A 24,459-nucleotide genomic window follows, 5' to 3' on the forward strand; every position below is an offset into this window, starting at 1 on the left:
AGGCTTCATCCTTGCACTCGAAGTCCGGTCGTTACGGATCAGGACGCAAAGTGGCCCGGCCTCGTGCTCAATTTGAAGCGGCGATCCAGCACTTGGCGAAACGCGGGAACTTATTGCGGGTACGCACCGACTTCCTCAAGGGCTCTTGTGTGTATGGCCCGATCCGTAATCGATCTTCCGGGTGATGTGCGTGACCCTTGTGCCTGGGTGTGCTGGCATATCGTCCTGCGGGTGACATACGCGACCAGTGCGGACCGGACTGACATCCCGGGTAGGGTTCTGGCCGAGCTGGCCGACGTCTTCGGTGTTGGAGAGGTACGGGAACCCCGCCACCTTGCCGACGGGCTGATGAACGTGAACTGGAAGGTGGACACTCCGGCTGGCGCGTTCGCCCTCAAGCGGGTCACCGACGTGCCTCTCGACCGGCTGAGCCGCAACCTCGGCATTCTTTCCGCGCTTGCCGAAGACGGCATCCCGGTCAGCGCTCCGGTTACGACCACAACTGGCGACCTGGTCGCTGAGGTTGGTGGCGGGGTCTGGTGCCTGTTTCCGTGGGCGGCAGGGGTTCACGTCCGGGGCATCGACCTCAGCCTGGCTCAGGCGGCTTTGCTGGGCGCCCACCTGGGGCGCCTGCATGTGGGCCTGGGCCGGGTCTGCGGTCGGGGGCTGCTGCCTGCCGTGCCCGATGCGGTTTCGGTGGACGTCACACTGACGGAGCGGGCCGTCGAGAAGTCCTTCCGGCTGTCCGAGGCTGTAGCCGCCACCGGGCTCGGCAGTGCCTTCGACGTGGCGGCCTCCGTCGCTCTTGATCACCGGCGGGCGCTGATCACCAAGCACGCTGGTCTCCGTCCGCAGCACGCGGTTCCTGAGGGCGTCCATGGATGGACGCACGGTGACTTCCAGTACCGGAACCTGCTGTGGGAGGACGAGGAGCTGTCCGCCGTTCTGGACTGGGACCGGGTCGGCGTGCGGCCGTACGCGGAGGAGGTCGTGCGGACGGCGCAGGTGCAGTTCGGGGTGGACGGGGTGTTCGACCTCGCCCGTGTGTCGGCGTTCGTCGGTGGCTACCGGTCGGTGATGCCGTTGGAGGTCACGGCGCTCGTGGACGGTGTCCGCAGGCTGTGGTGGAAGCGGATGACGGACTTCTGGCAGCGGGAGTTCCACTACGACGGCGGTGACTTCTCCTGCGATGAGCTGTTCACCGCGGATGAGGCGCTGCTGCGCTGGTGGACCGACCGGCTCGATCAGGTCGAGGACGCCTTCGCCGCCGGGTAGATCCCGAGGGTTTGAAGGGCGAGATCGGAGAGGAGCAGCGCGTGGGCCGGAGCCAGGTCGAGGGTGAGGACGCGCAGCGCAGCGGTCCTGCGGGCGTTGGGGGGTGAGGCTGTCCGCCAGGCCAGTGATCACGGCGGGGCCGAGGGTGAGGTAGTGCCGGTCGAAGTGGCTCCGCCACGCCCGCGCTCACCTGCGGCATCTGTTCCCGTACCTGCCCCAGCAGCCCGGCTACGACAAGCGCCTGCGCAAGGCCGTCGAGTTGCTCCGCCGGATCACCCGGCTGCTGGCCACGGACACATCCGTGTGGAGCGACGACGTATGGCTCGTGGACTCCACGCCCGTGGAATGCGGCCGCTCCCGCGCGACGGTCAGACGCTCCGAGCTGGCGGGATGGGCCGAGTACGGCTACTGCGCCGGCCACAGCCGCTTCTTCGGGGCCTGAGCCCGCACCTGGTGTGCACGCTCCGGGGACTGCCCGTCGCCTTCGCCCTGACCGGAGCGGAGGCCGGCGAGCGCGAGACGCTGCTGGATCTGTTCGACGCCGAACCGGAACTCCTCGTCACCCGGCCCGGACAGACCTTGCTCGGCGACAAGAACTACTTCGGCGGCGACTTCGAGGACCAGCTGGCCGAGCACGGCATCCGGCTGCTGCGGCCAACCCGCAAGGGCGAACCGGAGCGGCCCGGAGCCGCGCTGTTCAAACCACTGTGGCAGGTCATCGAGTCGGTCAACGAGACCTTCAAGGCCGGCTCAACCTCGAACAGCACCACGGCCACACACCCGCCCGGCGTCGTCGCCCGCGTCATACAGCGCATCCTCACACTGACCACCGCCATCTGGCACAACGACCGGAGCGGACAGCCCGTCCTGCGCTCACTGACCGCCTACGACCACTGACCCTAGGGACGGATCATGAGTTGGACGGTGCCAGGGTGCGCATGACATCGAACTCGTTGCCCTCGGGATCGGCCATGACCACCCAGCTCCGGCCGGGGCCCTGGCCCACGTCCACCTTGGTTGCGCCGAGGCCGAGCAGCCTGGTCACCTCGTCGTCGGTACTGCCGTCGACCGGGCTGACGTCGAGGTGGAGCCGGTTCTTCACAGTCTTGCCCTCGGGCACCCGGATGAACACCAGAGTGGGCGGCATCTGGCGGGCCCGGACCTCCTCGACGGTCGGCTCCCAGGAGCCGATCTCGACCTTGCCATCGCTCCGGTCGATCACCTTGAAACCCAGGACAGCGCACCAGAAGGCCGCGAGCCGCTCCGGATCATGGCAGTCGACAACCAACTCAGTGAACCTACTGGTCATTACTCCCCCAGAGAGTGCCGATGGGGGCTCAGCCTATGGGGCCGCGCCACCCCTCCGGTCCGCGGCCACCTGTAGGCCTCGGACTCCTGGCAGGCGCCTGCGAGCGGTCGTCCGGCAGCAGCGACCGTAGCGCCATCTTCGTCAGATCGGCCTCGACCGTGTCCCGGTCCGGGACGACGGCCGCGCGGAACGAGCGGCCGGCCAGCAGCGAGACGAGCCACCAGGCAGCGGTGTGCGGGTCGATGTCGTCCCGTACATCGCCGGTCGTCTGGCCGCGCCGGATCAGCTCCGCGAGCGTGTCGGCCAAGTGCCGGTGGACCTGGCGCAGGGCCGCGCCGAGGTCCGGGTCGTGGGCCAGGGCGGTGGCGTCGGCGAACAGGAAACCGTGCCCGCCGGGCTGGTGGAAGCGGTCCATGTGAGCCGGGTCGAGGAAGGCTGCCAGCACTTCGGGGACCGGGCGGCCCGCGTCGGCGGCGCGGTGCAGAAGTGCGGAGACCGCGTCGGTGGCGTGGTCGAGGGCCGCCCGGTACAGCGCCGACTTGGAGCCGAAGTTCTGGAAGACCACCGGCTCGGTGACCCCGACCTTCCTGGCGATGTCGGAGACCTTGCCGCGCTGGTAGCCGGTCTCCGAGAAGACCTCCGTGGCCGCGGCCAGGATCGACGCGCGCCGCTCGGCGGCGGGCAGGCGGGTGCGCGTGCGGCGGTGGGGGCGAGGGCGGGACTCCGTCACAGCAGCCATCGTATGCCTCCCTTGCCGTCTTTCTTAGTCGGGACTAAGTTGGAGCAGTACTTAGTCCCGACTAAGTTAGGGAGACTGCCATGAACCTCGGACATCTCATGCAGGGCAAGCCCCGCGCGGACACGCCCGGCGTGACCATCGCGGCCCCTCGCTCCTACGAATTCTTCGGTGACGTCTGCTTCCTCGGCCGCCGCAACCGCGCCTTCGTCCGCCTCGCCGAACTCAGCGATGCCGAAGCGGGCGACCGTGTCCTGGATGTCGGCTGCGGCACCGGCTACCTGAGCCGGCGCATGGCGGACCGGGTCGGCCCGGACGGGAAGGTGACCGGAGTCGACCCCTCGGCGCCGGTCCTGGAGTACGCGCGCCGCAAGAAGCCGCGCCCGGGCAGCGCGCCCTGCACGTACCGGGAGGGCATCGCCGAGTCCCTCGACTTGGCGGACGCCTCCTTCGACACCGTCGTCACCAGCCTGATGCTCCATCACCTGCCCGAGGACCTGCGGCCTGCCGCGCTGCGTGAGATGCACCGGGTGGTGCGCCCCGGCGGGCGGTTGCTCGTCGTGGAGTTCCGGCCGCCGAAGAGCCGGATCGGTCGTCATCTGGTGCACGGCGGAGCAGGTCACGCCATGGCCCACAACCGGGTCGACCTGCTGGATGGGCTCATCGCGGACGCGGGCTTCGAGGTGAGCGGGCAGGGCGAGGTGCGGCCCTGGCTGACCTATGTGCGGGCGACGCGGAGGCGGTAGCGACAAGTCGCCGCCCTGGGGCGCCCGTTGGGCCTGGCCGGCCCGTCCCTCCAGCCAGGGGGGACGGGCCGGCGTTCGGCGGTCAGTTCACGTGGAGCGTGAGGGCCGCGGTGTGCAGCTTGCCGCCGGTCTGGAACTGCAGGAAGAGCCGCCAGTTTCCGGACTGGGCGAACTCTGCGTGGAAGGTGAGCGCGGGCCCGCCGTGGTCGCCGTCCGCCTTGGTCTCCGGGTGGAGGTGGGCGAAGGCGAGGTCGCCCTGGTGGAAGGCCGTGAGGTGGGCGTAGGTGTCCAGGTAGGGCTGGAGGTCGGTGACCGGCTTGCCGTTCTTGGTGACGGTGGCGGTGAGCCGGTGGGCCATGCCGGCCATCAGGTCGCCCTTCACGGCGATCGTGTAGCCGTCGACGGTGGTGGTGCCGGACGCCTTGGGCAGCGACGTGGTCATCGGCATGCCGGACACCTTCACGGTGCGGCTGAGGACGAAGTCCTTGCCCTTGCCGGATCCGGTGGCCGGGGTGAAGGAGGCGTACAGCCGCCAGGTGCCCGGCCTCAGCGCGGCGAGTGGCGCGGTCCAGGTGCCGTTCTTCGCCATGGTGGGGTGCAGGTGCTGGAAGCCGGTGAGGTCGGTGCGGATGGCGTAGAAGTGCATCCGCTTGGTCTGGTCCACGGTGAAGTCGGTGACCGGCTTACCGGCCGGGCCGGTGACGGTGAAGCGGTAGTCGGCCGACCGGTCGGCGGGGACGTCGGCGGTCGGGGAGGTCATGCGGTAGCCGTCCTGGGCGGCAGCCAGGCCGTTGCCGGTGGAGGCCGTGTCCATGCCGGGCATCGACGCCATGCCGTCATCCGATGCGGAGGGGGACGGCGTGCTGCTGTGGTCCATGCCGGGCATGGCGGAGCTGTGGCCGGAGTCGGTGCTGGAACCGCAGGCGGCCAGCGCCAGGGTGAGTACCGAGGTGGTAGCAGCCGCCATGAGGAGGCGGCGGGGCGTCCGGGAGCGCTTGGACATGAGGTGTCTTTCCAGGTGGGCGCCGCGATACGGCGCGAATGACGAACGTGGGACCTGTGCCGGACCGGGCGATGAGCCGGTGTCCGGAGGCCGCGTCACGTCCGCGCGATGCACGCCTGGAGGAGCAGTTCGCGTCCACCTATGGGTGGTCCCCTGCGGCGGGTGCCCGCGTACGCCCGCGGGGCCCGTGGCAGCAGGGCGGCGGCGGGGAGGACCAGGGCGGCCGTGGCGAGCGGTGGCAGCGGGATCGCCGAGCGGGGCGGGGTGGCCAGGCACAGGGCGCCCCGCATGGTCTCGTCCGCGCGCGTGGTGGCCTTGTCGCCCATGGTCCTGGAGTGGTCGGCCGAGTGCGTCGTCATCGTGGCCGGTGCCGGTTGCGTGACCGTTGTGTCCGCCATGGCCCCGTGGCAGCCACCGTCGGCCGCGGCCGGGCCGCCGTGCATGAGGAACAGCCCGAGCAGCACCGCGACCAGCACGGCCGGCCGCACCACTCTGCGGTGGCGGGCCCCGGCCGTGCTCGGGGCGGGCTGCGTGGCGGTCACGGGTTCACCTTACGCAACCGGGCGCACTGCGCGTCGTGCGGCTGGGCCCGCACGGTGAAGGCGGCGGTGTGGGACCTCACCGGCGTGCTTGGGGGTGGACCTCACCGGCGTGCTTGAGGTCCAGGAACAGACGTTAGGTGCCGGTGCTGGGCACCGTGGCGGTGAACGGGATGTCCCGGGCCGGCCCGGCCGGGTCGTTCCGTCACCGAGCTCGCCGCCCGGGTGCACGTGCAGGTGGGCGAGGTCTCCGGAGCGCAGTGGCGCGCCAAGGATGCGGCCGAAGCGGCATCATCGCCGTCCACCGAGACCTGCTCGGGTCGTGGAACAGCGCTGCCCCGTTGCCCTCGCTGGGGGTGTCGGCGGGTAGGGACAGGGCGATGCCCGTCACCGGGCGCGGTGGCGGAAGACGTACGGGCGGAAAAGGCGACGTCCGGGCCGCCCCCTGCGGGACGGCCCGGACGTCAGTGGCCTTGCTCAGTGACCGAGCTCGGTGGCCGTGCGGATCAGGCGATGTCGAAGCGGTCCGCGTTCGACACCTTGACCCACGCCGCGACGAAGTCGTTCACGAACTTCTCCTTCGCGTCGTCGGCCGCGTAGACCTCGGCGAGCGCACGCAGCTCGGAGTTCGAGCCGAAGACCAGGTCGGCACGGGTGCCGGTCCACTTGACCTCGCCGGTCGCGTCGTCACGGCACTCGAAGACCGTCTGGTCCTCGGAGACCGGCGACCACGTGTGGTCCAGGTCGAGCAGGTTGACGAAGAAGTCGTTCGTCAGCTTGCCCGGGGTGTCCGTGAAGACGCCGTGCGCGGTCTGCTGGTGGTTGGCGCCGAGGACGCGCAGACCGCCGACGAGGACGGTCAGCTCGGGGGCGCTCAGGCCCAGCAGGTTGGCCTTGTCGAGCAGCAGGTACTCGGCCGGCAGACGGTTGCCCTTGCCCAGGTAGTTGCGGAAGCCGTCGGCGGTGGGCTCCAGCGCGGCGAAGGACTCCGCGTCGGTGTGCTCCTCCGTGGCGTCCACACGACCCGGGGTGAAGGGCACCTCGATGTCGTGACCGGCGTCCTTGGCGGCCTTCTCCACGGCGGCGGCACCACCGAGGACGATCAGGTCGGCCAGGGAGACCTTCTTGGCACCGGTGTTGAACTCCGACTGGATGCCCTCCAGGACGCGGAGGACCTGGGCCAGCTGGTCGGGCTCGTTGACGTCCCAGCCGGCCTGCGGCTGCAGACGGATACGGGCGCCGTTGGCACCGCCGCGCTTGTCGCTGTTGCGGTACGTCGAGGCCGACGCCCACGCGGTGGACACCAGCTGGGACACGGACAGACCCGAGTCGAGCAGCTTGGCCTTGAGCGCCGCGACATCGGCGGCGTCGATGGGCTCGCCCTCGGCCTGAGGCAGCGGGTCCTGCCACAGCAGGGTCTCCGCCGGGACCTCCGGGCCGAGGTACAGCGACTTCGGACCCATGTCACGGTGGGTCAGCTTGTACCAGGCGCGGGCGAAGGCGTCCGCGAACTCCTCCGGGTTCTCGTAGAAGCGACGCGAGATCGGCCCGTAGACCGGGTCGAAGCGCAGCGACAGGTCGGTGGTGAGCATCGTCGGGAGCTTCTTCTTCGACGCGTCGTGGGCGTCGGGGATGATCGCCTCGGCGTCCTTCGCCACCCACTGGTTCGCGCCGGCCGGGCTCTGCGTGAGCTCGTACTCGTACTCGAAGAGGTTCTTGAAGAACCCGTTGCCCCACTGGGTCGGCGTGGCGGTCCAGGTGACCTCCAGGCCGGAGGTGATCGCGTCGCCGGCCTTGCCGGAGCCGTAGGTGCTCTTCCAGCCGAGGCCCTGGGCCTCGATCGGGGCGGCCTCGGGGTCGGCGCCGACGTTGTCGGCCGGGCCCGCGCCGTGGGTCTTGCCGAAGGTGTGACCACCGGCGATGAGGGCGACGGTCTCCTCGTCGTCCATCGCCATGCGGCGGAAGGTCTCACGGATGTCGCGGGCCGCGGCGATCGGGTCCGGGTTGCCGTTCGGGCCCTCCGGGTTGACGTAGATCAGACCCATCTGGACCGCGCCGAGGGGGCTCTCCAGCTCACGGTCGCCGGTGTAGCGCTGGTCGTCGAGCCAGACCTTCTCGGGGCCCCAGTAGACGTCCTCCTCCGACTCCCAGACGTCCTCGCGGCCGCCGCCGAAGCCGAAGGTGGTGAAGCCCATGGACTCCAGCGCCACGTTGCCGGCGAGGATCATGAGGTCGGCCCAGGACAGGCTCTTGCCGTACTTCTTCTTGACCGGCCACAGCAGACGGCGGGCCTTGTCCAGGTTGACGTTGTCCGGCCAGCTGTTCAGCGGGGCGAAGCGCTGCTGACCGGCGCCGGCGCCGCCGCGGCCGTCGCTGATGCGGTAGGTGCCCGCGCTGTGCCAGGCCATACGGATCATGAACGGGCCGTAGTGCCCGAAGTCGGCCGGCCACCAGTCCTTGGAGTCCGTCAGGATCTCGGCGATGTCCTGTTTCACGGCCGGGAGGTCGAGGCTCTTGAACGCCTCGGCGTAGTCGAACTCCTCACCGAGCGGGTTGGCCACGGCAGGGTTCTTGGCAAGGATCTTCAGGTTGAGCCGCTCCGGCCACCACTGGCGGTTTCCTCCGCCCTGGGTCGGGTGCAGAGCGCGATCGTGCGCCACCGGGCACTTCGCTTCAGCGGCGTTGTTCTCAGACATGGGAATCCTTCCGGGGTTGGTGCTCAGGCCGTGCGAGCGGTGGAACAGTCGGGGCACAGGCCCCAGTAGATGACCTCGGCCTCGTCGATGGCGAAGCCTCGGTCGTCCGAAGCGGTGAGACAGGGGGCATGACCGACCGCGCAGTCGACGTCGAAGACGGCACCGCACGAGCGGCACACGAGGTGGTGGTGGTTGTCCCCGACCCTGCCCTCGAACCGGGCCGGGCTGCCCGGCGGCTCGATGCGGCGTACGAGTCCGGCCGTGGTGAGGGCGTGCAGTGCCTCGTACACGGCTTGCAGGGATATGTGGCCCACACGGTCCCGCACACCCGAGGCGATCGCCTCGACGCCGAGGTGGTCACCCTCGCGGACGGTCTCGAGCAGCGCGACGCGGGCGGCCGTCACCCGCAGGCCGGCACCGCGGAGCTCCTCGGCGGTGGTCGGAGTCTGGGGTGAAGTCATGGCGCCCAAGCTACCCGCACAAACACGAATGATTCAAGAAAACGAACGAGACAGGTTTGGTGGCCGGTCGATGACGTCCGGGGGAATCCCCGCAGATCAAGGGCTGGCAAGGGATTCGCACCACTGTTCACGCCTACGGGTGAATCGGTGAATGGATGTCCGGCCTGCGCCCGTTCCCTGCGCTGTGCTGGAGCGCGTGGGTGTCTTCGTTCTGTGCGCGTGGCTGCTGACCGCGGGGCTCGGCGGCTATCTGGCCTCGGTGTGGATCCGCCACGGCGGCCTGCGGCAGCGCACGCCGGGGGTGACGCGGTTGCCGCTGTGGCTCGTCGTGGGGCATGTCGTGCTGGCCGTCACCGGTCTGGCCTGCTGGACGGCCTACCTCGCGGGCGCGGTCCGGGGCACGGCCTGGGCGGCCTGCGCCGTGGTGCTGGTCGTCGCCGCGTTCGGGTTCATGATGCTGCTGCGCTGGCTGCCCAGCTCGGGACGGCACTCCCGGGGCGGACGGACCGCCGAGCGTTACTTTCCGCTGACGGCGGTCGTCGCCCACGGGGCGAGCGCGGGCGCAACCGTACTGCTGGTCGTGCTGGTGGTGCTGCGCCGGGCCTGAGGCCGGCGCGGCGCGAGGTCAGCTCGTACCCGGCTCCTCGTTGCGGGACGCGGCGGCCGAGCGGGAGCCGACCAGGAGCAGGCACAGGACAGCCACGCCCGCGACGACGCCGGTGAGGAGAAGAAGGGGGCTGAGGGAACGGGTGGCGGAGGCTGCGTTGTCCACGGGGGGCTGTGCTGCCGCGGGGGCGGCGGAGGCGGAGGCCGTGGGGGAGGGGGGCGGCGTCTTGGAGGCTCCGGGCGCGGCGGCCTTGGCGCTGTGGCCCGTGTGCATGGACGACGGCATCGCGGTGGCCGGCCGGGTGGTGGGTGCGGCGGCCGTCGGGTGCTGGTGCCGATGGACGGTGGGCGCGGGTGCGGCGGCCGCCTTCACGACGAGCTGGGCCGTCATGTCCGGATGCACGGTGCAGACGTAGCCGTAGGTCCCCGGCGTCGTGAACGTGTGGCTCCAGCTGCCGCCCTTGCTGAGCATCGGGGAGTGGACAGAGGCGGGACCGGAGGTGGTCTCGACGTCGTGGGGCGCCTGGTCCTGGTTGGTCCAGGTGACCGTGTCCCCGGCGGTGATGGTCAGGGTGCGGGGTGAGAACGCGTAGCCCGACATGAGGACTTGGTGGCCGGTGGCCGCCTGCACCGCGGGGGCGGGCAGGACGAGGGCGGCGCCCGCCAGGAAGAGGGCGCCGAGGAAGGCGGTCAGACGGGGCATGTGAACTCCGCGGCTACGAGCAGCCGGATGCGGTCTGCGGGACGGATGCGGGGCAGGGTGAGGCCGGTCGTACGGCGCAGGGGGCGGTACGGCAGCCGGAGTGTGCCGAGGACCAGGAGCCGGTCGGCGGTGCGCTCGACGACGCGGAAGCCGAATATGGCCGGGGCCGGATCACCGGCCAGGGCGAGTTCGCCGGGGACGTGCAGCCGGGTGGCCTCGTCCGTGGGCGTGAGGCTGGTGCTGACGAAGGTGAGCACCCTGCCGCCCAGCGGCCGGCCGGCCAGCTCCAGGCTCAGCACACAGTCGTCGGAGTCGGGCGCCACGGTGAGGGTCGCGTCCAGGGCGGTGAGCCGGCGGCGCAGGGTGGTCAACGGGCCGAATCGCGCGGTCAGTTCGACGATGCAGCGGTCAGGGGCGGCACCGTACGTGCCGGGGTCGGGCAGCCAGTCGGGGCCCGGGCGGGGCGGGGGCAGGACGGCGGTGGGACGGGTCTCGGTGGTCATCTCGGCACCTCGATGGGCGAGCGGAGTGACGGGCGGGGAGAATGGAGCGAGCGGCGGGCCGGCCGACTGCGACTCGGCCGGCCCGCCGCGTCCTGCTGAGGAGAAGCCAGCAGGAAGTGGTTCAGCAGGAGTTGGTGATGTAGTTCTCGGTCGGGGCGAGCAGGTGCTCGGCCCAGACGGTGTGCATCTTGACGTAGGCGTCGGGGTTGAGAAGGTCGGAGACCTGCTGGCCGAGCGACTCCTCCAGGTGCGCCTTGTTGATGTGCTGCAGGAGCACGCTGAGCGTGTCGTCGGAGACGCTGCCGGCGCCGTTCACCGCCGGGGTGATGATCGACTCCAGCCAGACGGTGTGCATCTTGAGGTAGTCGTCGAGCTTGAGCGCGTCCTGGACCTGCTGGCCCGGGGACTGCTCCAGGTGCGCCTTGTTGATGTGCTGCAGGATCGGCAGCAGGACCTGCTGGGCGCTGACGCATTCGTCGCCGCCGCCCGTACCACCGGAGCTGCTGCCCCCACCGGTCGATCCGCCCGTGGAGCCACCGGTGGAGCCACCCGTGCTGCCGCCGGTGGAACCGCCCGTCGAGCCGCCGGTGGATCCTCCGGCCGAGCCGCCGGAGCTGCCCCCGGTGGAGCCGCCCGTCGAGCCGCCGCCGCTGTTCGCGACCACGGTGACCGACGCCGTCATGTCCGGGTGGACCGCGCAGTAGTAGTCGTACGTACCGGCCTTGGTGAAGGTGTACGACCAGCTGTCGCCCTTCTGCAGGGTCCCGGAGTCGAACTTGGCCGGGCCGCTGGTGGTGGTGACCGTGTGCGGAGCGGAGTCCTCGTTGACCCACTTCACCGTGTCGCCGACCTTCACCGTCAGCTTCGGCTGGGCGAACTTGTAGCTCTTGATCTCGATGGTGTAGTCGGCCGCCGCGGCCTTGCCGGACGAGTGGTCCATGTCCGACATCGACTGGGCCTCGGCCGCCGGAGTGGCGGTCTGCGGGGCCGCGGCCCCGGCGGACGCCTGGAGCAGGCCGAGGCCGGCGACGGCGGCGAGGCCGGCGCCGAGGCCGGTGGCCAGCAGCACCCGGTTGCCCGCAGGGGAGCGCCGGTGGTGCGACGCGGGTGCGGTGGTTTCCTCTGTGTGCATGGTGGTGCTTCTCCCTTGTGAGATCCCCTGTGAGGGGAGGGTGGGGCAGGTGCCGGTCAGCGGCCGGGGGCGGACGTGACCAGCAGACTCGTCGCGGCGAGAACGACGAGGACGAGCCCCGTCTCGGCCGCGACCGAGTGGACGAAGGGCCGTACGGTGGCGCGGTCGCCGCGCAGCAGTACGGCGATGTCGAGCCGCGTCTTCACCCAGCCGCGGCTGCGCTGGGCGATCAGCAACACCGCGGCCAGTACGGCGAGTTTGAGCAGCAGGAGCTGCCCGTAGCCGGTGTGGAACAGGGCGTCGAAGGACCCGACCACCTGCCAGGTCAGCACCGCCCCCGCCGCCACGATCGCCGCGACCGACGCCCCGGCGAGCCGGGAGTAGCCGGACACGACGGCCGACAGTTCGTCGGGACGGCGCCGGGGCAGCACCCCGAGCAGCAGCACTGTCAGACCGCCGAGCCACAGCGAGACGCCGAGCAGATGGACCAGGTCGGCCACCGCGCCCCAACCGGGGTGCGTGCCCTCGGAGTTGTGGCCGGTCATGCTCGTCGTACGCAGCAGCCCGACGCCGACGGCCAGCGCCCCGACGCGCCAGCCGGGCGACCGTGCGGCCCGGTCCCCGCTCTGCAGCAGGGCGGCCAGCGCGATGGCGGCGAGCACCCACATCAGCACCCGGCAGGCGGCCACGATGCCGACCTCGGTGTTCAGCAGGTCGGTATAGGTGCCGGGTCGGAACACGTCGTCGAGCGTGCCCATCGTTCCGTACGCGCCCTGGAGTCCGGGCGCGAGCAGACTCGCCGCGAGACCGGCGGCCCAGGAGAGCGTGAGGACACGGCGGGTACGGCGGTCCCACGCGCCCTGCGGCCAGAGCAGCGCGAGGAACGCCAGACCGCCGACGAACAGGGCGAGCGAGAGATAACCGGCCCAGCGCACGGCGACCCAGGCGGAGTGCACCGTCTCGGACGGTTCCGGGATCGCCGCTGCTTCGGCCGAGTGGCCCGCCTTCGCGGTGAGGCGGAAGGAGAGCGTCCCTGACGTGAGATGCCCGTCCTCCATGTCAAGTACCTGCCAGACCAGGGCCAGATCGCCCCGGTCCTTGCTCTGTTCCTGCTCCGAGAGCTTCGGGACGGTGACCTCGACGGCGTTGTTGCCGTGGTCGCCCCGGGACACGGTCAGCTTCCTGCCCGCCGCCCTGATGTGGACGTCGGCAGGTTCGACCGGCTCACTGAAGGTGAGCCGCACGGTGGCGGGGGTGTGGGAGAGCCGGGCGCCGTCCTTCGGGGCGGAGGACTCCAGCTCCGTGTGGGCCGAGGCGGGGGGTGCGGCGAGCAGCAGGGTCGCGAGGGCGGCCAGGAGGGCGGCGAGCAGGGACGGGGCGCGGCGTCTCACGGAAGCACCTCCGGAATGACCGAGGGTGAGGCGGCGACACCGACGCACAGCGAGGAGAGGGTGCCGGTCGACGGCGACGGCGACGGGGAGGGCGAAGGGCTGGGGGAGGCCGGGGCCAGGAGCCCGTTCAGCAGGCCGGTGACCGGAGTGGCCACGCCGTTCAACAGCGGCTGTGCGAGACGGACTTCACCCTCGTCGCAGTGGTCCGAGGGGGTGGGGGTCGGGGTGGGGGAAGGCGAGGGGGTGGTTGTGTGTCCGCCGCCCGTTCCACCCGTACCGTGATCGTGGCCGTTTTCCCCGCCTGTGGACGGCGTGCCGCCCGCCGCGGGAATTCCGGCGCCGTTTCCCCCCGGCCAATAGCCGCCCGCCGGGACGGAGCCGTAATTCCCGGCGGCGGTGTCGGGAGGGCCGGTCTCGGAGCGGGCCGAGGGCTGGTGCGGCGTGGGAGAGGTCCCGGACGCCGGTGGGGATGCGGTGTCGATGGTCGTCGGTGCCTGGGCGCCGATGCCCGAGGCGTATCCGAGTACGACGACGACGGCCGCGACGAGCGCGCCCGCGACGAGCTCGTCGCGATGGTCTCCTGGCCAGGATGCCCTGGCGAAGAAGGACATGGTCCCTCCTGATGACGCTGTGCGTGAAGGACAGTGACCAGGAGTGGATCGGTGTGACGATTCCCACCCGCTACGCGTCAGTTAATCGGTCGTTTCGTTGCCTCATTTCCGTCCGGGGGGTGACTGTGAGAACGGACCTCCCCGCCCCAATGCACGCATTGCATTCCGGTGGTATTCCGTGGAGAAAACGAAGGGACCGTGAATTCGAACGCGCACGGCATTTCCCTGTCGGCCCTTGCCGGTTCTTACCGGTCGGTGCGCAACTCGACGCAGCAGATTCCCGGTTGGGGAGTCAGCACGGCAGTCGTCTCGGAATGGCCGGAGGCCGCGAGACAGCCGCTCAGGAAGGCCTGGTTCATGCCGCAGATCAGATCCGGTGCCTGGGCGGCGACAGGATGGAAGGGGCAGTTGTGCAGCACCGTGCGGCCGGCTCCCTCCTCGGCGGGCTCGAATCCGAGGGATTCCAGGGTGGCCATGATGTCGCCGGAACGGGCTTCGGCGCCGACGGCCTCGCCCCTTTTCCTGGCCACGCGCAAGGCCGCTTCCTGCGCGTTCTCCCCCTGCTTCTGTGCCGTCAGGGCCTCGGTCAGGAGCGAGGCCAGCAGGTCGTGGCGGCGCGGGGGGAGGCTCAGGGAGAGCGTGTGCGGGGTGGGCTCGTACACCTTCGGCGTGCGGCCGACCCGGCGCGGGCCGTGGCCGCCGTGCCGGGACTGCAGCAGGCCCGAAGCGACCAGCTTGTCGAGGTGGAAGGCCGCGAGCTTGCGGGAGATCCCGACCGCCGCCGAGGCCTCCTCCCGGGTCACCGGCCGCCGGGCCCGCCGTACGAAGTCCAGCAGCCGGCGCCGTGACTCGTCGCCGAGGACGGCGAGCGCGGCAATGGGGTCGGAGCCGGAGGTCACGGGCTCACCGTAACTCCGATTCGGGGTACTCGGCGTTCGTGGTTGACCTCTGCGCGAATAAGACCAACACTTGTTGGTGAAATACCTCTCAGGCGAGGTGGGCCATGACGGTCGACAGTGATCTTCGTCAGGCGAAGCAGCCGGTCAGCGGCGCGCTGGCGGGACCGTACGGGCATCCGTTCCATCCGATCCTGGTCACCGTGCCGATCGGGGCCTGGGTGTGCAGTCTGGTCTTCGACATCGCCTCCAAGATCGTCGACCGGCCGGGCTTCCTGACCCATGGCTCGGCCTGGCTGATCGCGATCGGTGTGCTCGGCGCCCTGGCCGCGGCGAGCGTCGGCCTCCTCGACCTGTTCGCCATCCCCACCGGGACACCGGCCTTCCGTACGGCGCTGGTGCACATGGCGCTGAACCTCGCCGTGACCGCGGCATACGCGGCGGGTTTCGCCTGGCGTCAGGGCGACGGCTACGCGGGAGGGCAGAGCGTCGGCAACGGGCAGCTGACGCTCTCCGCCGTCGCCCTGGCCGCCCTCGGTGTCTCCGGATACCTGGGCGGCAAGCTCGCCTACCGCTACGGCGTCCGCGTGGCCGCCGAATCCGTGCAGGCGGAGGGGTACCGCAGTACCCGTACGACGCCCTGACCAGAACCACCGGGCCCGCGCCACTGGAGCCGGACATGGACATCGCCGCTCTCGTCGCCTGGATCGTCACCGCCCTCGGCGGATTCGTCCTCCTCGTCCGCTGGATCTCCGGCGGCGGTCTGCGCCAGCAGCAGATCAGGACCACCCGCTTCCCGGCGCCGCTCGTCTTCGGCCACTTCCTGCTGGCGGCCGCCGGACTGGTGGTGTGGATCGTCTATCTCGCCGCCGACAAGGACGCCCTGGCCTGGACGTCCTTCGGGGTGCTCGTCGCCGTCGCCCTGCTGGGCTTCACCCTGCTCGCCCGCTGGATCCCCGTGTATCGCGCGGCCCCCGCCGGAACCGAGGCGATGACACCCGCCGAACGGCATCTGCCGGTGCCGGTCGTCGCCGCCCACGGTCTGCTCGGCGCGACCACCCTGGTCCTGGTGCTGCTGGCGGCCTGCGGAGTCGGCAGCTGACCTCTCACGCCCCGATCCGCCTGCCGGAACACCTCTCACATCGCCCGTCCGATTCCTGTGCGCCCGGCGTAACCCCTGATGACCGGCCCAGGAGACACCCGTGTAATGGGCATTTCGTACCGTCACGGAAGCTCCACCCGTACGGGACGATCATGAGAGGCAGGGGTGCCCGTGGCCGCGCCGGACTCGCGGAACGCCAACACGACGACGGCGACGAAGGTGCGGACGGTCTGCTCGTACTGCGGTGTGGGCTGCGGCCTCGTGCTGGACGTCGGGTTCGGACCGGACGGACGTCGTACGGTCCTGAAGGCGTCCGGCGACAAGGAGCACCCCGCGAACTTCGGCCGCCTGTGCACCAAGGGCGCGACCACCGCCGACCTGCTCGCCGCTCCCGGCCGGCTGACCACGGCCCTCGTCCGGCCCGAGCGGGGCGAGGAGCCGGTGCCGGACGCCGTCCGAGCGGCCGTCAGCGAGACGGCCCGGCGCCTGCGCGCCATCGTCGACGAGCACGGGCCGGACGCGATCGCCTTCTACGTCTCCGGGCAGATGAGCCTGGAGGCGCAGTACCTGGCGAACAAGCTGGCCAAGGGGTTCGTGCGGACCAACCAGATCGAGTCGAACTCCCGGCTGTGCATGGCCAGCGCGGGTACCGGCTACAAGCTGTCGCTCGGCGCCGACGGACCGCCCGGCTCGTACCAGGACCTCGACCGGGCCGACCTCTTCTTCGTCATCGGCTCCAACATGGCCGACTGCCACCCGATCCTCTTCCTGCGCATGATGGAACGGGTGAAATCGGCCGGCGCCAAGCTCGTCGTCGTCGACCCGCGCCGCACCGCCACCGCCGAGAAGGCCGACCTGTTCCTGCAGATCAAGCCGGGGACCGACCTGGCGCTGCTGAACGGGCTACTGCACCTCCTGTACGAGAACGGCCACACGGACCCCGAGTTCATCGCCCGGTACACCGACGGCTGGGAGGAGATGCCCGCCTTCCTCGCCGACTACCCGCCGGCCGCCGTCGCCGAGATCACCGGCATCCCCGAGCACGACATCCGGGAGGCCGCCCGGCTGATCGGCGAGGCGGGGGAGTGGACCAGCTGCTGGACCATGGGCCTCAACCAGTCCACGCACGGCACCTGGAACACCAACGCCCTGGTCAACCTGCATCTGGCGACAGGAGCCATCTGCCGTCCGGGCAGCGGCCCGTTCTCCCTCACCGGCCAGCCGAACGCCATGGGCGGGCGGGAGATGGGCTACATGGGCCCCGGTCTCCCCGGCCAGCGGTCCGTGCTCGTCGACGAGGAGCGGGCGTTCGTAGAGGAGCTTTGGGGGCTGGAACCCGGCAGCATCCGTGCCGACGGGGTCGGCAAGGGCACCGTCGAGATGTTCCAGAAGATGGCCGACGGCGAGATCAAGGCCTGCTGGATCGTCTGCACCAACCCGGTCGCCTCCGTCGGCAACCGCAAGACGGTCATCGAGGGCCTGGAGGCCGCCGAGTTCGTCGTCACCCAGGACGTCTTCGCCGACACCGAGACCAACGCCTACGCCGACGTCGTCCTGCCCGCCGCCCTGTGGACCGAGACCGAGGGCGTCCTCATCAACAGCGAGCGCAACCTCACCCTCGCCCGGCCCGCCGCCGACCCGCCCGGCGAGGCCACGGCGGACTGGCGGATCATCGCGGCCGTCGCCCGGGAGATGGGGTTCGCGCAGGGGTTCTCGTACGACAGCGCCGAGGAGATCTTCGAGGAGATCAAGCAGGCCTGGAACCCGAAGACCGGCTGGGACCTGCGCGGTGTGACGTACGAGCGGCTCCGACAGACGCCCGTGCAGTGGCCCGCCGCGAGCGGCGCCGGACCCGACCGCAACCCCGTCCGCTACGTCGGCGAGGACGGCTCCCTCACCTTCCCCACCGCGAGCGGCCGTGCCGCCTTCTTCGCCCGCCCGCACCTCCCGGCCGCCGAAATGCCCGACGACGACTACCCGTTCGTACTGAACACCGGGCGGCTGCAGCACCAGTGGCACACGCTGACCAAGACGGCGAAGGTGCCCAAGCTGAACAAGCTCAACCCCGGACCGTTCGTGGAGCTCCACCCGCAGGACGCCGCCGGACTCGACGTCACCGACGGCGACTCGGTGGAGGTCGCCTCACGGCGCGGACGGGCCGTGCTGCCCGCGGTGGTCACCGACCGGGTCCGGCCCGGGAGCTGCTTCGCGCCGTTCCACTGGAACGACCTGTTCGGGGAGTACCTGAGCGTCAACGCCGTGACGAGCGACGCCGTCGACCCGCTGTCCTTCCAGCCGGAGTTGAAGGTGTGCGCGGTGTCGCTGTCCAAGGTGTCGACTCCGGTGACGGTGCGAACGCCGGGCGTGGAGGCGGCAGTTGAGGTCGCCCCGGTTGCGGCTCCCGCTTCCGATCCCTTCGGGCTCGTGCCCGCTCCGCCGCCCGTGCTCACCGCGCAGGAACGGCAGTACCTCGTCGGGTTCCTCGCCGGCATCCCGTCCGGCGCCCCGGGCGTTCCGGTGCTGCCGCCCTCCGCGCCCTTCAGCCCCGAGCACGCCCTGTGGGTCAACGGGGTGCTGGCCGGCATGTACTCGAGGGCCGCCGACACCGCCGTACCGGCCACGTCATCACCCGGCCGTGAGGTCGTGATCCTCTGGGCCTCGCAGACCGGCAACGCCGAGGAGTTCGCCGCCGCCGTCGCCGAGCGGGTCAAGTCCGACGGGCATGCCGCGTCGCTGCTGGGCATGGACGAGGCCGACCCCGCCGCGCTGCCGTCCGGCGCCGACCTGCTCCTGGTCACCAGCACCTTCGGTGACGGCGACGCGCCCGACAACGGCAGCGGGTTCTGGGAGACCCTCGTCGCGTCCGACACCCTGCGCATGGACGGGCGGCGCTATGCGGTGCTCGCCTTCGGCGACTCCTCCTACGACGACTTCTGCGGCCACGGCCGCCGCCTCGACCAGCGCCTCGACGAGCTCGGCGGACTGCGCCTCGCCCCGCGCACGGACTGCGAACCCGACTACGAGGACGCGGCCCACGCCTGGCTCGACCAGGTGCTCACAGCCCTGTCCGGTACGCCGGAACGGCCGGCCCTCGCTCCGGCGGCCCCGCCCGCCCCCGCGCCGCGCACGAAGAAGCCCGCCCCCGTCACGGCCCGCCTCACCGGCAACCGTCTCCTGAGCCTCCCCGGCGCCGGCAAGGAGGTACGCCGGTTCACCTTCGACACCCGGGACAGCGAGACCCCGCTGCTCTACGAGGCGGGCGACGCGCTCGGCGTCCGTCCGCTCAACTCCCGTGACCTGGTGGGCGAGTGGCTGACCGCCACCGGCCTGGACGCTGGGGCGGCGGTCGAGGTGAAAGGTGCCGGCGAGGTGCCCCTCGGCGAGGCCCTGCTCCGGCACCTCGACATCACCCGCATCAGCCCCGACCTGCTCCGCTTCGTCGCCGAACGGGCCCGCGACCCGAGGGAGCTGAAGAAGCTGCTGCGCCCCGACAACAAGGGCGAGCTGGCGAAGTGGTCCTGGGGCCGGCAGGCCGTGGACGTGGTCGCCGAGCATGCGGTCAGGGCCGACGCCCAGGAGTGGGCCGACGCGCTGGGCCGCCTGCAGCCACGCCTGTACTCCATATCGTCCAGCCCGCTGACCGACCCCCACCTGGTCTCGCTGACCGTCTCCGTGGTCCGCTACGAGAACCTGCACGGCCGCCCCCGCCAGGGCGTCTGCTCCCCCTTCCTGGCCGACGCCGAGCAGGACACCCCGGTACCGGTCCACGTCCAGCGCTCCGCGCACTTCCGCCCGCCCGCCGACCCCGCCACCCCGATGGTCATGGTCGGCCCCGGCACCGGCGTCGCCCCCTTCATCGGCTTCCTGGAACAGCGCCGGGCCCTCGGCCACCGAGGCCCGGGCTGGCTGTTCTTCGGCGAGCAGCACCGGGCCACCGACTTCTACTACGAGGAGGAGCTCACCGGCTTCCTCGCCGACGGCACCCTGGCCCGCCTGGACACCGCCTTCTCCCGCGACCAGCGCGCCAAGGTCTACGTCCAGGACCGGATGCGCGAACACGGCCCGCTGCTGTGGTCCTGGCTCCAGGACGGCGCGCACTTCTACGTCTGCGGCGACGCCTCCCGCATGGCCAAGGACGTCGACCAGGCCCTGCGCGACATCGCGATGATGCACGGCGGCCTGGACGAGGCGGCCGCGGCGGCGTACGTCAAGCAGCTCGCGAGCGAGAAGCGCTACGTCAGGGACGTGTACTGACCTGCGGACTACGCTGGATCCATGCGTGCTGCATCATTCCGGGGCCGTGACATCAGCGGCTCCGCCGCGGGCCCCCGAGGCCCCCGGCAGCAGAGCGGGCGGCGGCGGTGGCCGGCGCGCACATCGCGAGGTGAACATGCGTGAACTGGCGGATACGGCACGACAGCGGGCGGCGCAGGGCCGTGCGGCGGTCCTTGCGCGGCCGCTCAGCGAGCGGGGCTTCGGGCCGCGGCATCCGGCCGACGCGATCCTCGTCGACGAGGACGGGAACTGTCACGGCCGGCTCTACCGGGGCGCCTTCGACCGGCAGCTGGTCGCCGAGGCGGCCTCGCTTCCGCCCGGTCACACCGCCCGGGTGGTCGCGGTGGCCGTGCACGAGGACGGCGTGAAGGAGGCGGGGCTGACCTGCGGAGGCCAGGCCGAGATCCTGCTGCAGCCCCTGGCCGCCGTTCCGGCCCGCTGGTGGCAGCTGCTCGGCGCGGGTGCCGACGCGGCCCTGGTGACCTGGCTGGACGAGCGGCGTACGCATGCCGTCAGCACCGTCGTCACCCTGGACGGCAGGGCCGACGGCCCGGACGTGCCGCCCCAGGCCGCCGCCAGCGCCCGCGACCTGCTCGCCCGCCACCGCGCCGGCCGCGAGGTGCACGCGACCGAGGCCGGACTCTGCCTCGTCGAGACCTGCCCCGCCGTCCCCCACCTCGTCATCGTCGGCGGCGGCGAACTCGCCGAACTCCTCGTCGCCCAGGCCGGGTTGCTCGGCTGGCAGGCCACGGTGACGTCGGTCGCCCGGGATGCGGGCGCGCTGTGTGCCGAGCGTCAGGCCGCCGCCTGTCTGATCATGCTCAGTCACGAGCCGGACGTGGACGTCCCGACTCTTCATGCCGCGCTGACCTCGGGAATCCCGTACGTGGGAGCGCTGGGCTCGCGTCACACGCAGGAGCGCCGGGCCGCCGGGCTGGTCGAGGCGGGCCTGGACGAGGAGCACCTCGGGCGTATCCATGGGCCGATCGGTCTGGACATCGGTGCGCGTACGCCGGCGGAGACCGCCATGGCCATTTGCGCGGAGGTACTGGCGGTGCTTGTCGCTCCGCGGGTTGCGCCGTGATTTGTCTGCGGCGCCGTCGTGGCTTGTCGCGCCCACGCGGCGGAGCCGCATATGAATACAGCCCCGCGCCCCTAAGGGGCGCGGGGAGGGACCGGCAGCGGTCCCTCCCCAGGGGTGTCAGCCCTTGCCGAGGAGCTTGTTCATCTCCGTGATCTCGGCGGTCTGGCCGGTGATGATGGCGTCGGCCATGGAGGTGGCGGGGGCGTAGGTGCCCTTTGCCTTCTCCGTGCCGGCCATCTGCACGGCACCCTTGTGGTGTTCGATCATCATGGTCAGGAACATGGTGTCGAACTCCGCGCCGGTCGCCTTCTCCAGCATGGCCATGTCCTTGCTGTCCATCATTCCGGCCATGCCCGAGTGGGCCGAGTGGTCCATGCCGGGCATCGCCGAGGGCACGGACTGACCCCAGGACGTCAGCCAACCGCTCATGGTGCGGATCTCCGGGTCCTGGGCCTTCTCGATGCGTGTGGCGAGATCCTTGACCTTGGTGGACGAGGCCCGGCCTGCGGCCAGCTTCGCCATCTCCAGGGCCTGCTGGTGGTGCGGGATCATGCCCTGCGCGAAGGACACGTCCTGCGCGTTGTGGGCGGCGGTGCTCGACGAAGGCGAGGACGAGGACGAGCCGGAGGTGTGGCTGTCGTGGCCGCCGCTCCCGCTGTCGCTGTTGCCACCGCAGGCGGCGAGGACGAGCCCGGCGGTGACGGTCGCGGCCACCAGGGCGGTGCGACGGGCCATGGATGTACGGGTGTTGCGCATGCTGGAACTCCTGCGTTGCTGCGTTAAAGGGATCCGGACGTGCCGAGGCGCACCGCGTATCCGGTCGTGCGTGGGCGCGGTGCAGGGCGGTGTCTAGATCCGCAGGAGCTGTAGTTCCGCCAGGGAGGGCGGCGCGCGTGCACCGTCCGGGGCCGTGCCCGCGTACGGGCAGGGGGCGTCGGAGAGTGCGGGTACGGCCACCGGGTCGGCGACGAGCGCGGGCAGCGTGGGCCCGCCGCTCAGGGCGCCGGACGCACAGGTCTGGTCGGCGTGATGGGCATGGCCGCCACCGCAGTCGCCGCCCGCACAGCTGCCGTCCACGGCGACCGCCGCCGTCATGTGCCGTGCGGCGGAGTGCTCGACGACGCCGCCACCGGGTGCCAGGCCGTGCATGGCGAACACCCCGGCCAGCAGCCCGAGCACGAAGAAGACCGAGCGAAGTCCCCTACGGTTCGGCAGCACCCGAAAGGGGCGCGGGGCGATATCCATGTGCGGCTCCGCCGCGGGGCGCGACCAGCCACGATGACGCCGCAGACGATCGACGGCCAATCGCAGCCCCGCCGCGAAGCCGTACATCGGCACAGCGCCTCGCACAGAAGGCGGCGGCGCATCGCGATGCTGTGCACGGGCTGTCACGGCGCCCATGGTACGCAGACCGCTGCGGGCGCCGGGCAGTTACCCCTGTCCCGCTGTCCAGGCGATGTGCGGTGGCACCACCCGTGCGCACAGCGGGTTTCCGCCGGCGTCGGTCAGCCGCAGGCGCCCCACCAGCAGTCCCTCGCGCACGGCGGTGTCGAGCACGTCGGCGGGCACGGCGTCCAGCATCAGCTTGGCGCGCCGGAACATGCCGAAGGCACCGGAGTCGTCGACCGTCCCCCAGGACAGATAGACGAACCGCCCGCCCGGACGCCCTTGAACATAGGGCCCCTTGACGTCCGTACCTGTGACCGTGCACTCCAGCGTCCAACTCGCGGTCACGGCGTCGCCGGGCTGCGGATCGAGCAGTTCGTCCGGCCGGTCCCGGCGCTGCACGGCCACATGGATGTCGGTGTACGACGGCATGCCGCCGTCGGGCCCGCACGCACGACCCGGCAGGTCGACGCCGTCGATACGGATGCGCAGTCCGGCCGTCACCCCGTCACCGCCTTTGCTCGGCACTTCTTCGTGGGTCTCCAGTCTGCACCTGTGCGCTTGGGGATCCGCCGGGCGGAGCCACCCCGGCGCATGGCAGGATCGGGCGCCATGACGGCGTCTCCTTCGGTACGCGCGCTGCGCGCGGCGGTGTTCGCCGCGCTGTGCGTGCTGCTCGCCGCCGGGGGACACGCGCTGGCGACCGGGACGGCACCGCCCGTGTGGGTGCAGGCCGCGGGGTTCGTACCGGTCTTCGGGGCCGGCTGTCTCCTTGGCGCCCGGGAGCGCTCGCTGGCCGCGATCGGCGCGGGCACGCTCACGGCCCAGGCCGGACTGCACCTCGCCTTCGACGCCGTACGCCCGCACCCCATGATGCTGATGCGCGGCATGTACGGCATGCACACCATGGGCGCCATGCACATGGGCCACTCGCACGCCCTGACCCCGCACGCCACCGCCGCCCACGTCGGTGCCGCGGTGGTGCTGACCTGGTGGCTGCGGCGCGGTGAGGCCGCGCTGTGGTCGCTGCTGCGCCGGACCGCCACGCTCGTACCGGGCCTCGCGGCGTGGTGGCGGGTGCGTGGCGGGGCGGGGACCCTGCCGGCCGCGCCGGACGCCGTACGCCTGGGTGCCGACGGCCCGCGGCCGCTGCGACGGCTGCTGCTGCGGCACGCGGTGCAGCGGCGCGGTCCGCCGCAGGGGATGTCGTACGCGATCTGACCTCGACATCCCTTCCTCAGTACGGAGATCAGCTCACCCATGTCCACTGCACGCACCGCCCTGCGCCGCGCGGGTACCGTCACCGCGCTGACCGCTGCGGGGCTCCTGGCCGCCGCGGGAATCGCGTCCGCGCACGTCACCGTCCACCCCGAGAGCTATGCGAAGGGCGCCACGGACGGCGTCCTCACCTTCCGTGTCCCCAACGAGGAGGACACCGCGAGCACCACCAAGGTGCAGGTGTTCCTGCCCACCGACCACCCCGTCCTCGGCGTGCTCGTGTCGCCGCCGCAGAACGGCTGGACGGCGAAGGTCACCAACACCAAGCTGAAGACGCCCGTCAAGACGGACGACGGCACCATCACCGACGCCGTCTCCGAGATCACCTGGACCGGCGGCAGGATCGGGGCCGGGCAGTACCAGGACTTCAACGTCGCCTTCGGCCAACTGCCCGACGACACCGGCCAGTTGACCTTCAAGACCCTGCAGACGTACTCCGACGGAAAGACCGTCCGCTGGATCGACGTGGCCCAGTCCGGCGCGGACGAGCCGGAGAACCCGGCACCGGTCCTCAAGCTGACCGCCAAGGGCGCCGAGGAGGGCAGCACCTCGGCCTCGTCGTCGGCGGCGCCCAAGAGCGCCGACAGCTCCGCGTCGAGCGCGCCCGGCAGCGACTCCACCGCCCGCGGACTCGGTGTCGCCGGGCTGGTCGTGGGCGTACTGGGCCTGGCGGCAGCGGCGTTCGCAATCGTCCGCAACCGCTCCGCCAAGGCCTCCTGACCGCGGC

At 71.3% G+C, this 24,459-nt stretch carries 26 protein-coding genes; 11 read left to right on the forward strand and 15 right to left on the reverse strand.

Going from position 1 to position 24,459, the window contains the following annotated elements; genetic code table 11:
* The first annotated feature begins 231 nt into the window (after positions 1-231).
* The 3 genes from EDD92_RS35010 to EDD92_RS52505 all read left to right on the forward strand — a co-directional run bounded on the left by EDD92_RS35010 (position 232) and on the right by EDD92_RS52505 (position 2,172).
* The gene (locus EDD92_RS35010; RefSeq protein ID WP_260326945.1) at positions 232-1,275 is read left to right on the forward strand and encodes a phosphotransferase; all 1,044 of its coding nucleotides are present in this window, start codon (positions 232-234) and stop codon (positions 1,273-1,275) included.
* A 259-nt stretch (positions 1,276-1,534) separates the two neighbouring features.
* Positions 1,535-1,717 carry a hypothetical protein gene (locus EDD92_RS52500; protein ID WP_260326946.1) on the forward strand — a complete coding sequence of 61 codons (183 nt, stop codon included), beginning with the start codon at positions 1,535-1,537 and terminating at the stop codon, positions 1,715-1,717.
* Positions 1,718-1,728: 11 nt separating this feature from the next.
* A complete protein-coding gene (locus EDD92_RS52505; RefSeq protein WP_260326947.1) occupies positions 1,729-2,172 on the forward strand; it encodes a transposase in 444 nt (147 codons plus the stop codon).
* Positions 2,173-2,185: 13 nt separating this feature from the next.
* Here the strand turns inward: EDD92_RS52505 and EDD92_RS35020 are convergent, their stop codons facing one another.
* On the reverse strand, positions 2,186-2,584 hold the full coding sequence (locus EDD92_RS35020; protein WP_123967996.1) for a VOC family protein: 399 nt from the start codon (positions 2,582-2,584) through the stop codon (positions 2,186-2,188).
* A 28-nt stretch (positions 2,585-2,612) separates the two neighbouring features.
* The gene (locus EDD92_RS35025) at positions 2,613-3,323 is read right to left on the reverse strand and encodes a TetR/AcrR family transcriptional regulator (protein WP_123967997.1); all 711 of its coding nucleotides are present in this window, start codon (positions 3,321-3,323) and stop codon (positions 2,613-2,615) included.
* 80 nt (positions 3,324-3,403) lie between these two features.
* Here EDD92_RS35025 and EDD92_RS35030 point away from each other — a divergent pair, with 80 nt between their 5' ends.
* Complete coding sequence (locus EDD92_RS35030; protein WP_221268161.1) at positions 3,404-4,066, forward strand: class I SAM-dependent methyltransferase; 663 nt, start codon at positions 3,404-3,406, stop codon at positions 4,064-4,066.
* 82 nt (positions 4,067-4,148) lie between these two features.
* Here the strand turns inward: EDD92_RS35030 and EDD92_RS35035 are convergent, their stop codons facing one another.
* The 4 genes from EDD92_RS35035 to EDD92_RS35050 form a co-directional block, all read right to left on the reverse strand.
* Positions 4,149-5,069, reverse strand: a complete 921-nt coding sequence (locus tag EDD92_RS35035) for a hypothetical protein (protein ID WP_123967998.1) — start codon at positions 5,067-5,069, stop codon at positions 4,149-4,151.
* A gap of 95 nt (positions 5,070-5,164) precedes the next feature.
* Complete coding sequence (locus tag EDD92_RS35040) at positions 5,165-5,611, reverse strand: hypothetical protein (protein ID WP_123967999.1); 447 nt, start codon at positions 5,609-5,611, stop codon at positions 5,165-5,167.
* Positions 5,612-6,114: 503 nt separating this feature from the next.
* A complete protein-coding gene (katG, locus tag EDD92_RS35045) occupies positions 6,115-8,304 on the reverse strand; it encodes a catalase/peroxidase HPI (protein ID WP_123968000.1) in 2,190 nt (729 codons plus the stop codon).
* A 23-nt stretch (positions 8,305-8,327) separates the two neighbouring features.
* Complete coding sequence (locus tag EDD92_RS35050) at positions 8,328-8,765, reverse strand: Fur family transcriptional regulator (RefSeq protein ID WP_123968001.1); 438 nt, start codon at positions 8,763-8,765, stop codon at positions 8,328-8,330.
* A 196-nt stretch (positions 8,766-8,961) separates the two neighbouring features.
* Between EDD92_RS35050 and EDD92_RS35055 the strand changes: the two genes are divergently transcribed.
* On the forward strand, positions 8,962-9,372 hold the full coding sequence (locus EDD92_RS35055) for a hypothetical protein (protein ID WP_123968002.1): 411 nt from the start codon (positions 8,962-8,964) through the stop codon (positions 9,370-9,372).
* Between the two features lie 18 nt (positions 9,373-9,390).
* Here EDD92_RS35055 and EDD92_RS35060 read toward each other — a convergent pair whose 3' ends face one another.
* From EDD92_RS35060 to EDD92_RS35085, 6 genes are all read right to left on the reverse strand, one after another.
* Positions 9,391-10,074 (reverse strand): plastocyanin/azurin family copper-binding protein, encoded by a 684-nt coding sequence (locus tag EDD92_RS35060; protein ID WP_123968003.1) that lies wholly within the window; start codon positions 10,072-10,074, stop codon positions 9,391-9,393.
* Positions 10,062-10,577 (reverse strand): hypothetical protein, encoded by a 516-nt coding sequence (locus tag EDD92_RS35065; RefSeq protein WP_123968004.1) that lies wholly within the window; start codon positions 10,575-10,577, stop codon positions 10,062-10,064. Before EDD92_RS35065 ends, EDD92_RS35060 begins: the two co-directional genes overlap by 13 nt.
* A gap of 121 nt (positions 10,578-10,698) precedes the next feature.
* Positions 10,699-11,709: a plastocyanin/azurin family copper-binding protein gene (locus EDD92_RS35070; RefSeq protein WP_123968005.1), complete on the reverse strand. Its 1,011-nt coding sequence runs from the start codon at positions 11,707-11,709 to the stop codon at positions 10,699-10,701.
* A gap of 56 nt (positions 11,710-11,765) precedes the next feature.
* Positions 11,766-13,100, reverse strand: coding sequence for a copper resistance protein CopC/CopD (locus tag EDD92_RS35075; protein ID WP_260326952.1), 1,335 nt, complete (start codon positions 13,098-13,100; stop codon positions 11,766-11,768).
* Entirely contained in the window at positions 13,097-13,711 is a 615-nt protein-coding gene (locus tag EDD92_RS35080) for a hypothetical protein (RefSeq protein WP_123968006.1), read from the reverse strand. The genes EDD92_RS35075 and EDD92_RS35080 overlap by 4 nt, the downstream gene beginning before the upstream one ends.
* A 245-nt stretch (positions 13,712-13,956) precedes the next feature.
* A complete protein-coding gene (locus tag EDD92_RS35085) occupies positions 13,957-14,610 on the reverse strand; it encodes a metalloregulator ArsR/SmtB family transcription factor (RefSeq protein WP_123968007.1) in 654 nt (217 codons plus the stop codon).
* 104 nt (positions 14,611-14,714) lie between these two features.
* Between EDD92_RS35085 and EDD92_RS35090 the strand changes: the two genes are divergently transcribed.
* From EDD92_RS35090 to EDD92_RS35105, 4 genes are all read left to right on the forward strand, one after another.
* Positions 14,715-15,251 (forward strand): DUF2231 domain-containing protein, encoded by a 537-nt coding sequence (locus EDD92_RS35090; protein ID WP_123968008.1) that lies wholly within the window; start codon positions 14,715-14,717, stop codon positions 15,249-15,251.
* Between the two features lie 35 nt (positions 15,252-15,286).
* The gene (locus EDD92_RS35095) at positions 15,287-15,709 is read left to right on the forward strand and encodes a hypothetical protein (protein ID WP_123968009.1); all 423 of its coding nucleotides are present in this window, start codon (positions 15,287-15,289) and stop codon (positions 15,707-15,709) included.
* Between the two features lie 171 nt (positions 15,710-15,880).
* Positions 15,881-19,963 carry a molybdopterin-dependent oxidoreductase gene (locus EDD92_RS35100; protein ID WP_123968010.1) on the forward strand — a complete coding sequence of 1,361 codons (4,083 nt, stop codon included), beginning with the start codon at positions 15,881-15,883 and terminating at the stop codon, positions 19,961-19,963.
* A 136-nt stretch (positions 19,964-20,099) separates the two neighbouring features.
* The gene (locus EDD92_RS35105) at positions 20,100-21,068 is read left to right on the forward strand and encodes an XdhC family protein (protein ID WP_123968011.1); all 969 of its coding nucleotides are present in this window, start codon (positions 20,100-20,102) and stop codon (positions 21,066-21,068) included.
* A 117-nt stretch (positions 21,069-21,185) separates the two neighbouring features.
* Here EDD92_RS35105 and EDD92_RS35110 read toward each other — a convergent pair whose 3' ends face one another.
* The 3 genes from EDD92_RS35110 to EDD92_RS35125 form a co-directional block, all read right to left on the reverse strand.
* On the reverse strand, positions 21,186-21,824 hold the full coding sequence (locus EDD92_RS35110; RefSeq protein ID WP_123968012.1) for a DUF305 domain-containing protein: 639 nt from the start codon (positions 21,822-21,824) through the stop codon (positions 21,186-21,188).
* Between the two features lie 93 nt (positions 21,825-21,917).
* Positions 21,918-22,313 carry a DUF6153 family protein gene (locus EDD92_RS35115; RefSeq protein WP_221268163.1) on the reverse strand — a complete coding sequence of 132 codons (396 nt, stop codon included), beginning with the start codon at positions 22,311-22,313 and terminating at the stop codon, positions 21,918-21,920.
* 186 nt (positions 22,314-22,499) lie between these two features.
* A complete protein-coding gene (locus EDD92_RS35125) occupies positions 22,500-22,958 on the reverse strand; it encodes a DUF5990 family protein (RefSeq protein WP_221268279.1) in 459 nt (152 codons plus the stop codon).
* Positions 22,959-23,066: 108 nt separating this feature from the next.
* On the opposite strand from EDD92_RS35125, the gene EDD92_RS35130 reads away from it, so the two are divergent.
* Together EDD92_RS35130 and EDD92_RS35135 are read left to right on the forward strand one after the other, a co-directional pair.
* Positions 23,067-23,675, forward strand: coding sequence for a hypothetical protein (locus EDD92_RS35130; RefSeq protein ID WP_185124226.1), 609 nt, complete (start codon positions 23,067-23,069; stop codon positions 23,673-23,675).
* A gap of 39 nt (positions 23,676-23,714) precedes the next feature.
* Positions 23,715-24,452, forward strand: coding sequence for a YcnI family protein (locus EDD92_RS35135; RefSeq protein WP_123968014.1), 738 nt, complete (start codon positions 23,715-23,717; stop codon positions 24,450-24,452).
* Positions 24,453-24,459 lie beyond the last annotated feature (7 nt).

The sequence above is a fragment of the Streptomyces sp. TLI_185 genome (assembly GCF_003814765.1).
Lineage (GTDB): Bacteria > Actinomycetota > Actinomycetes > Streptomycetales > Streptomycetaceae > Streptomyces.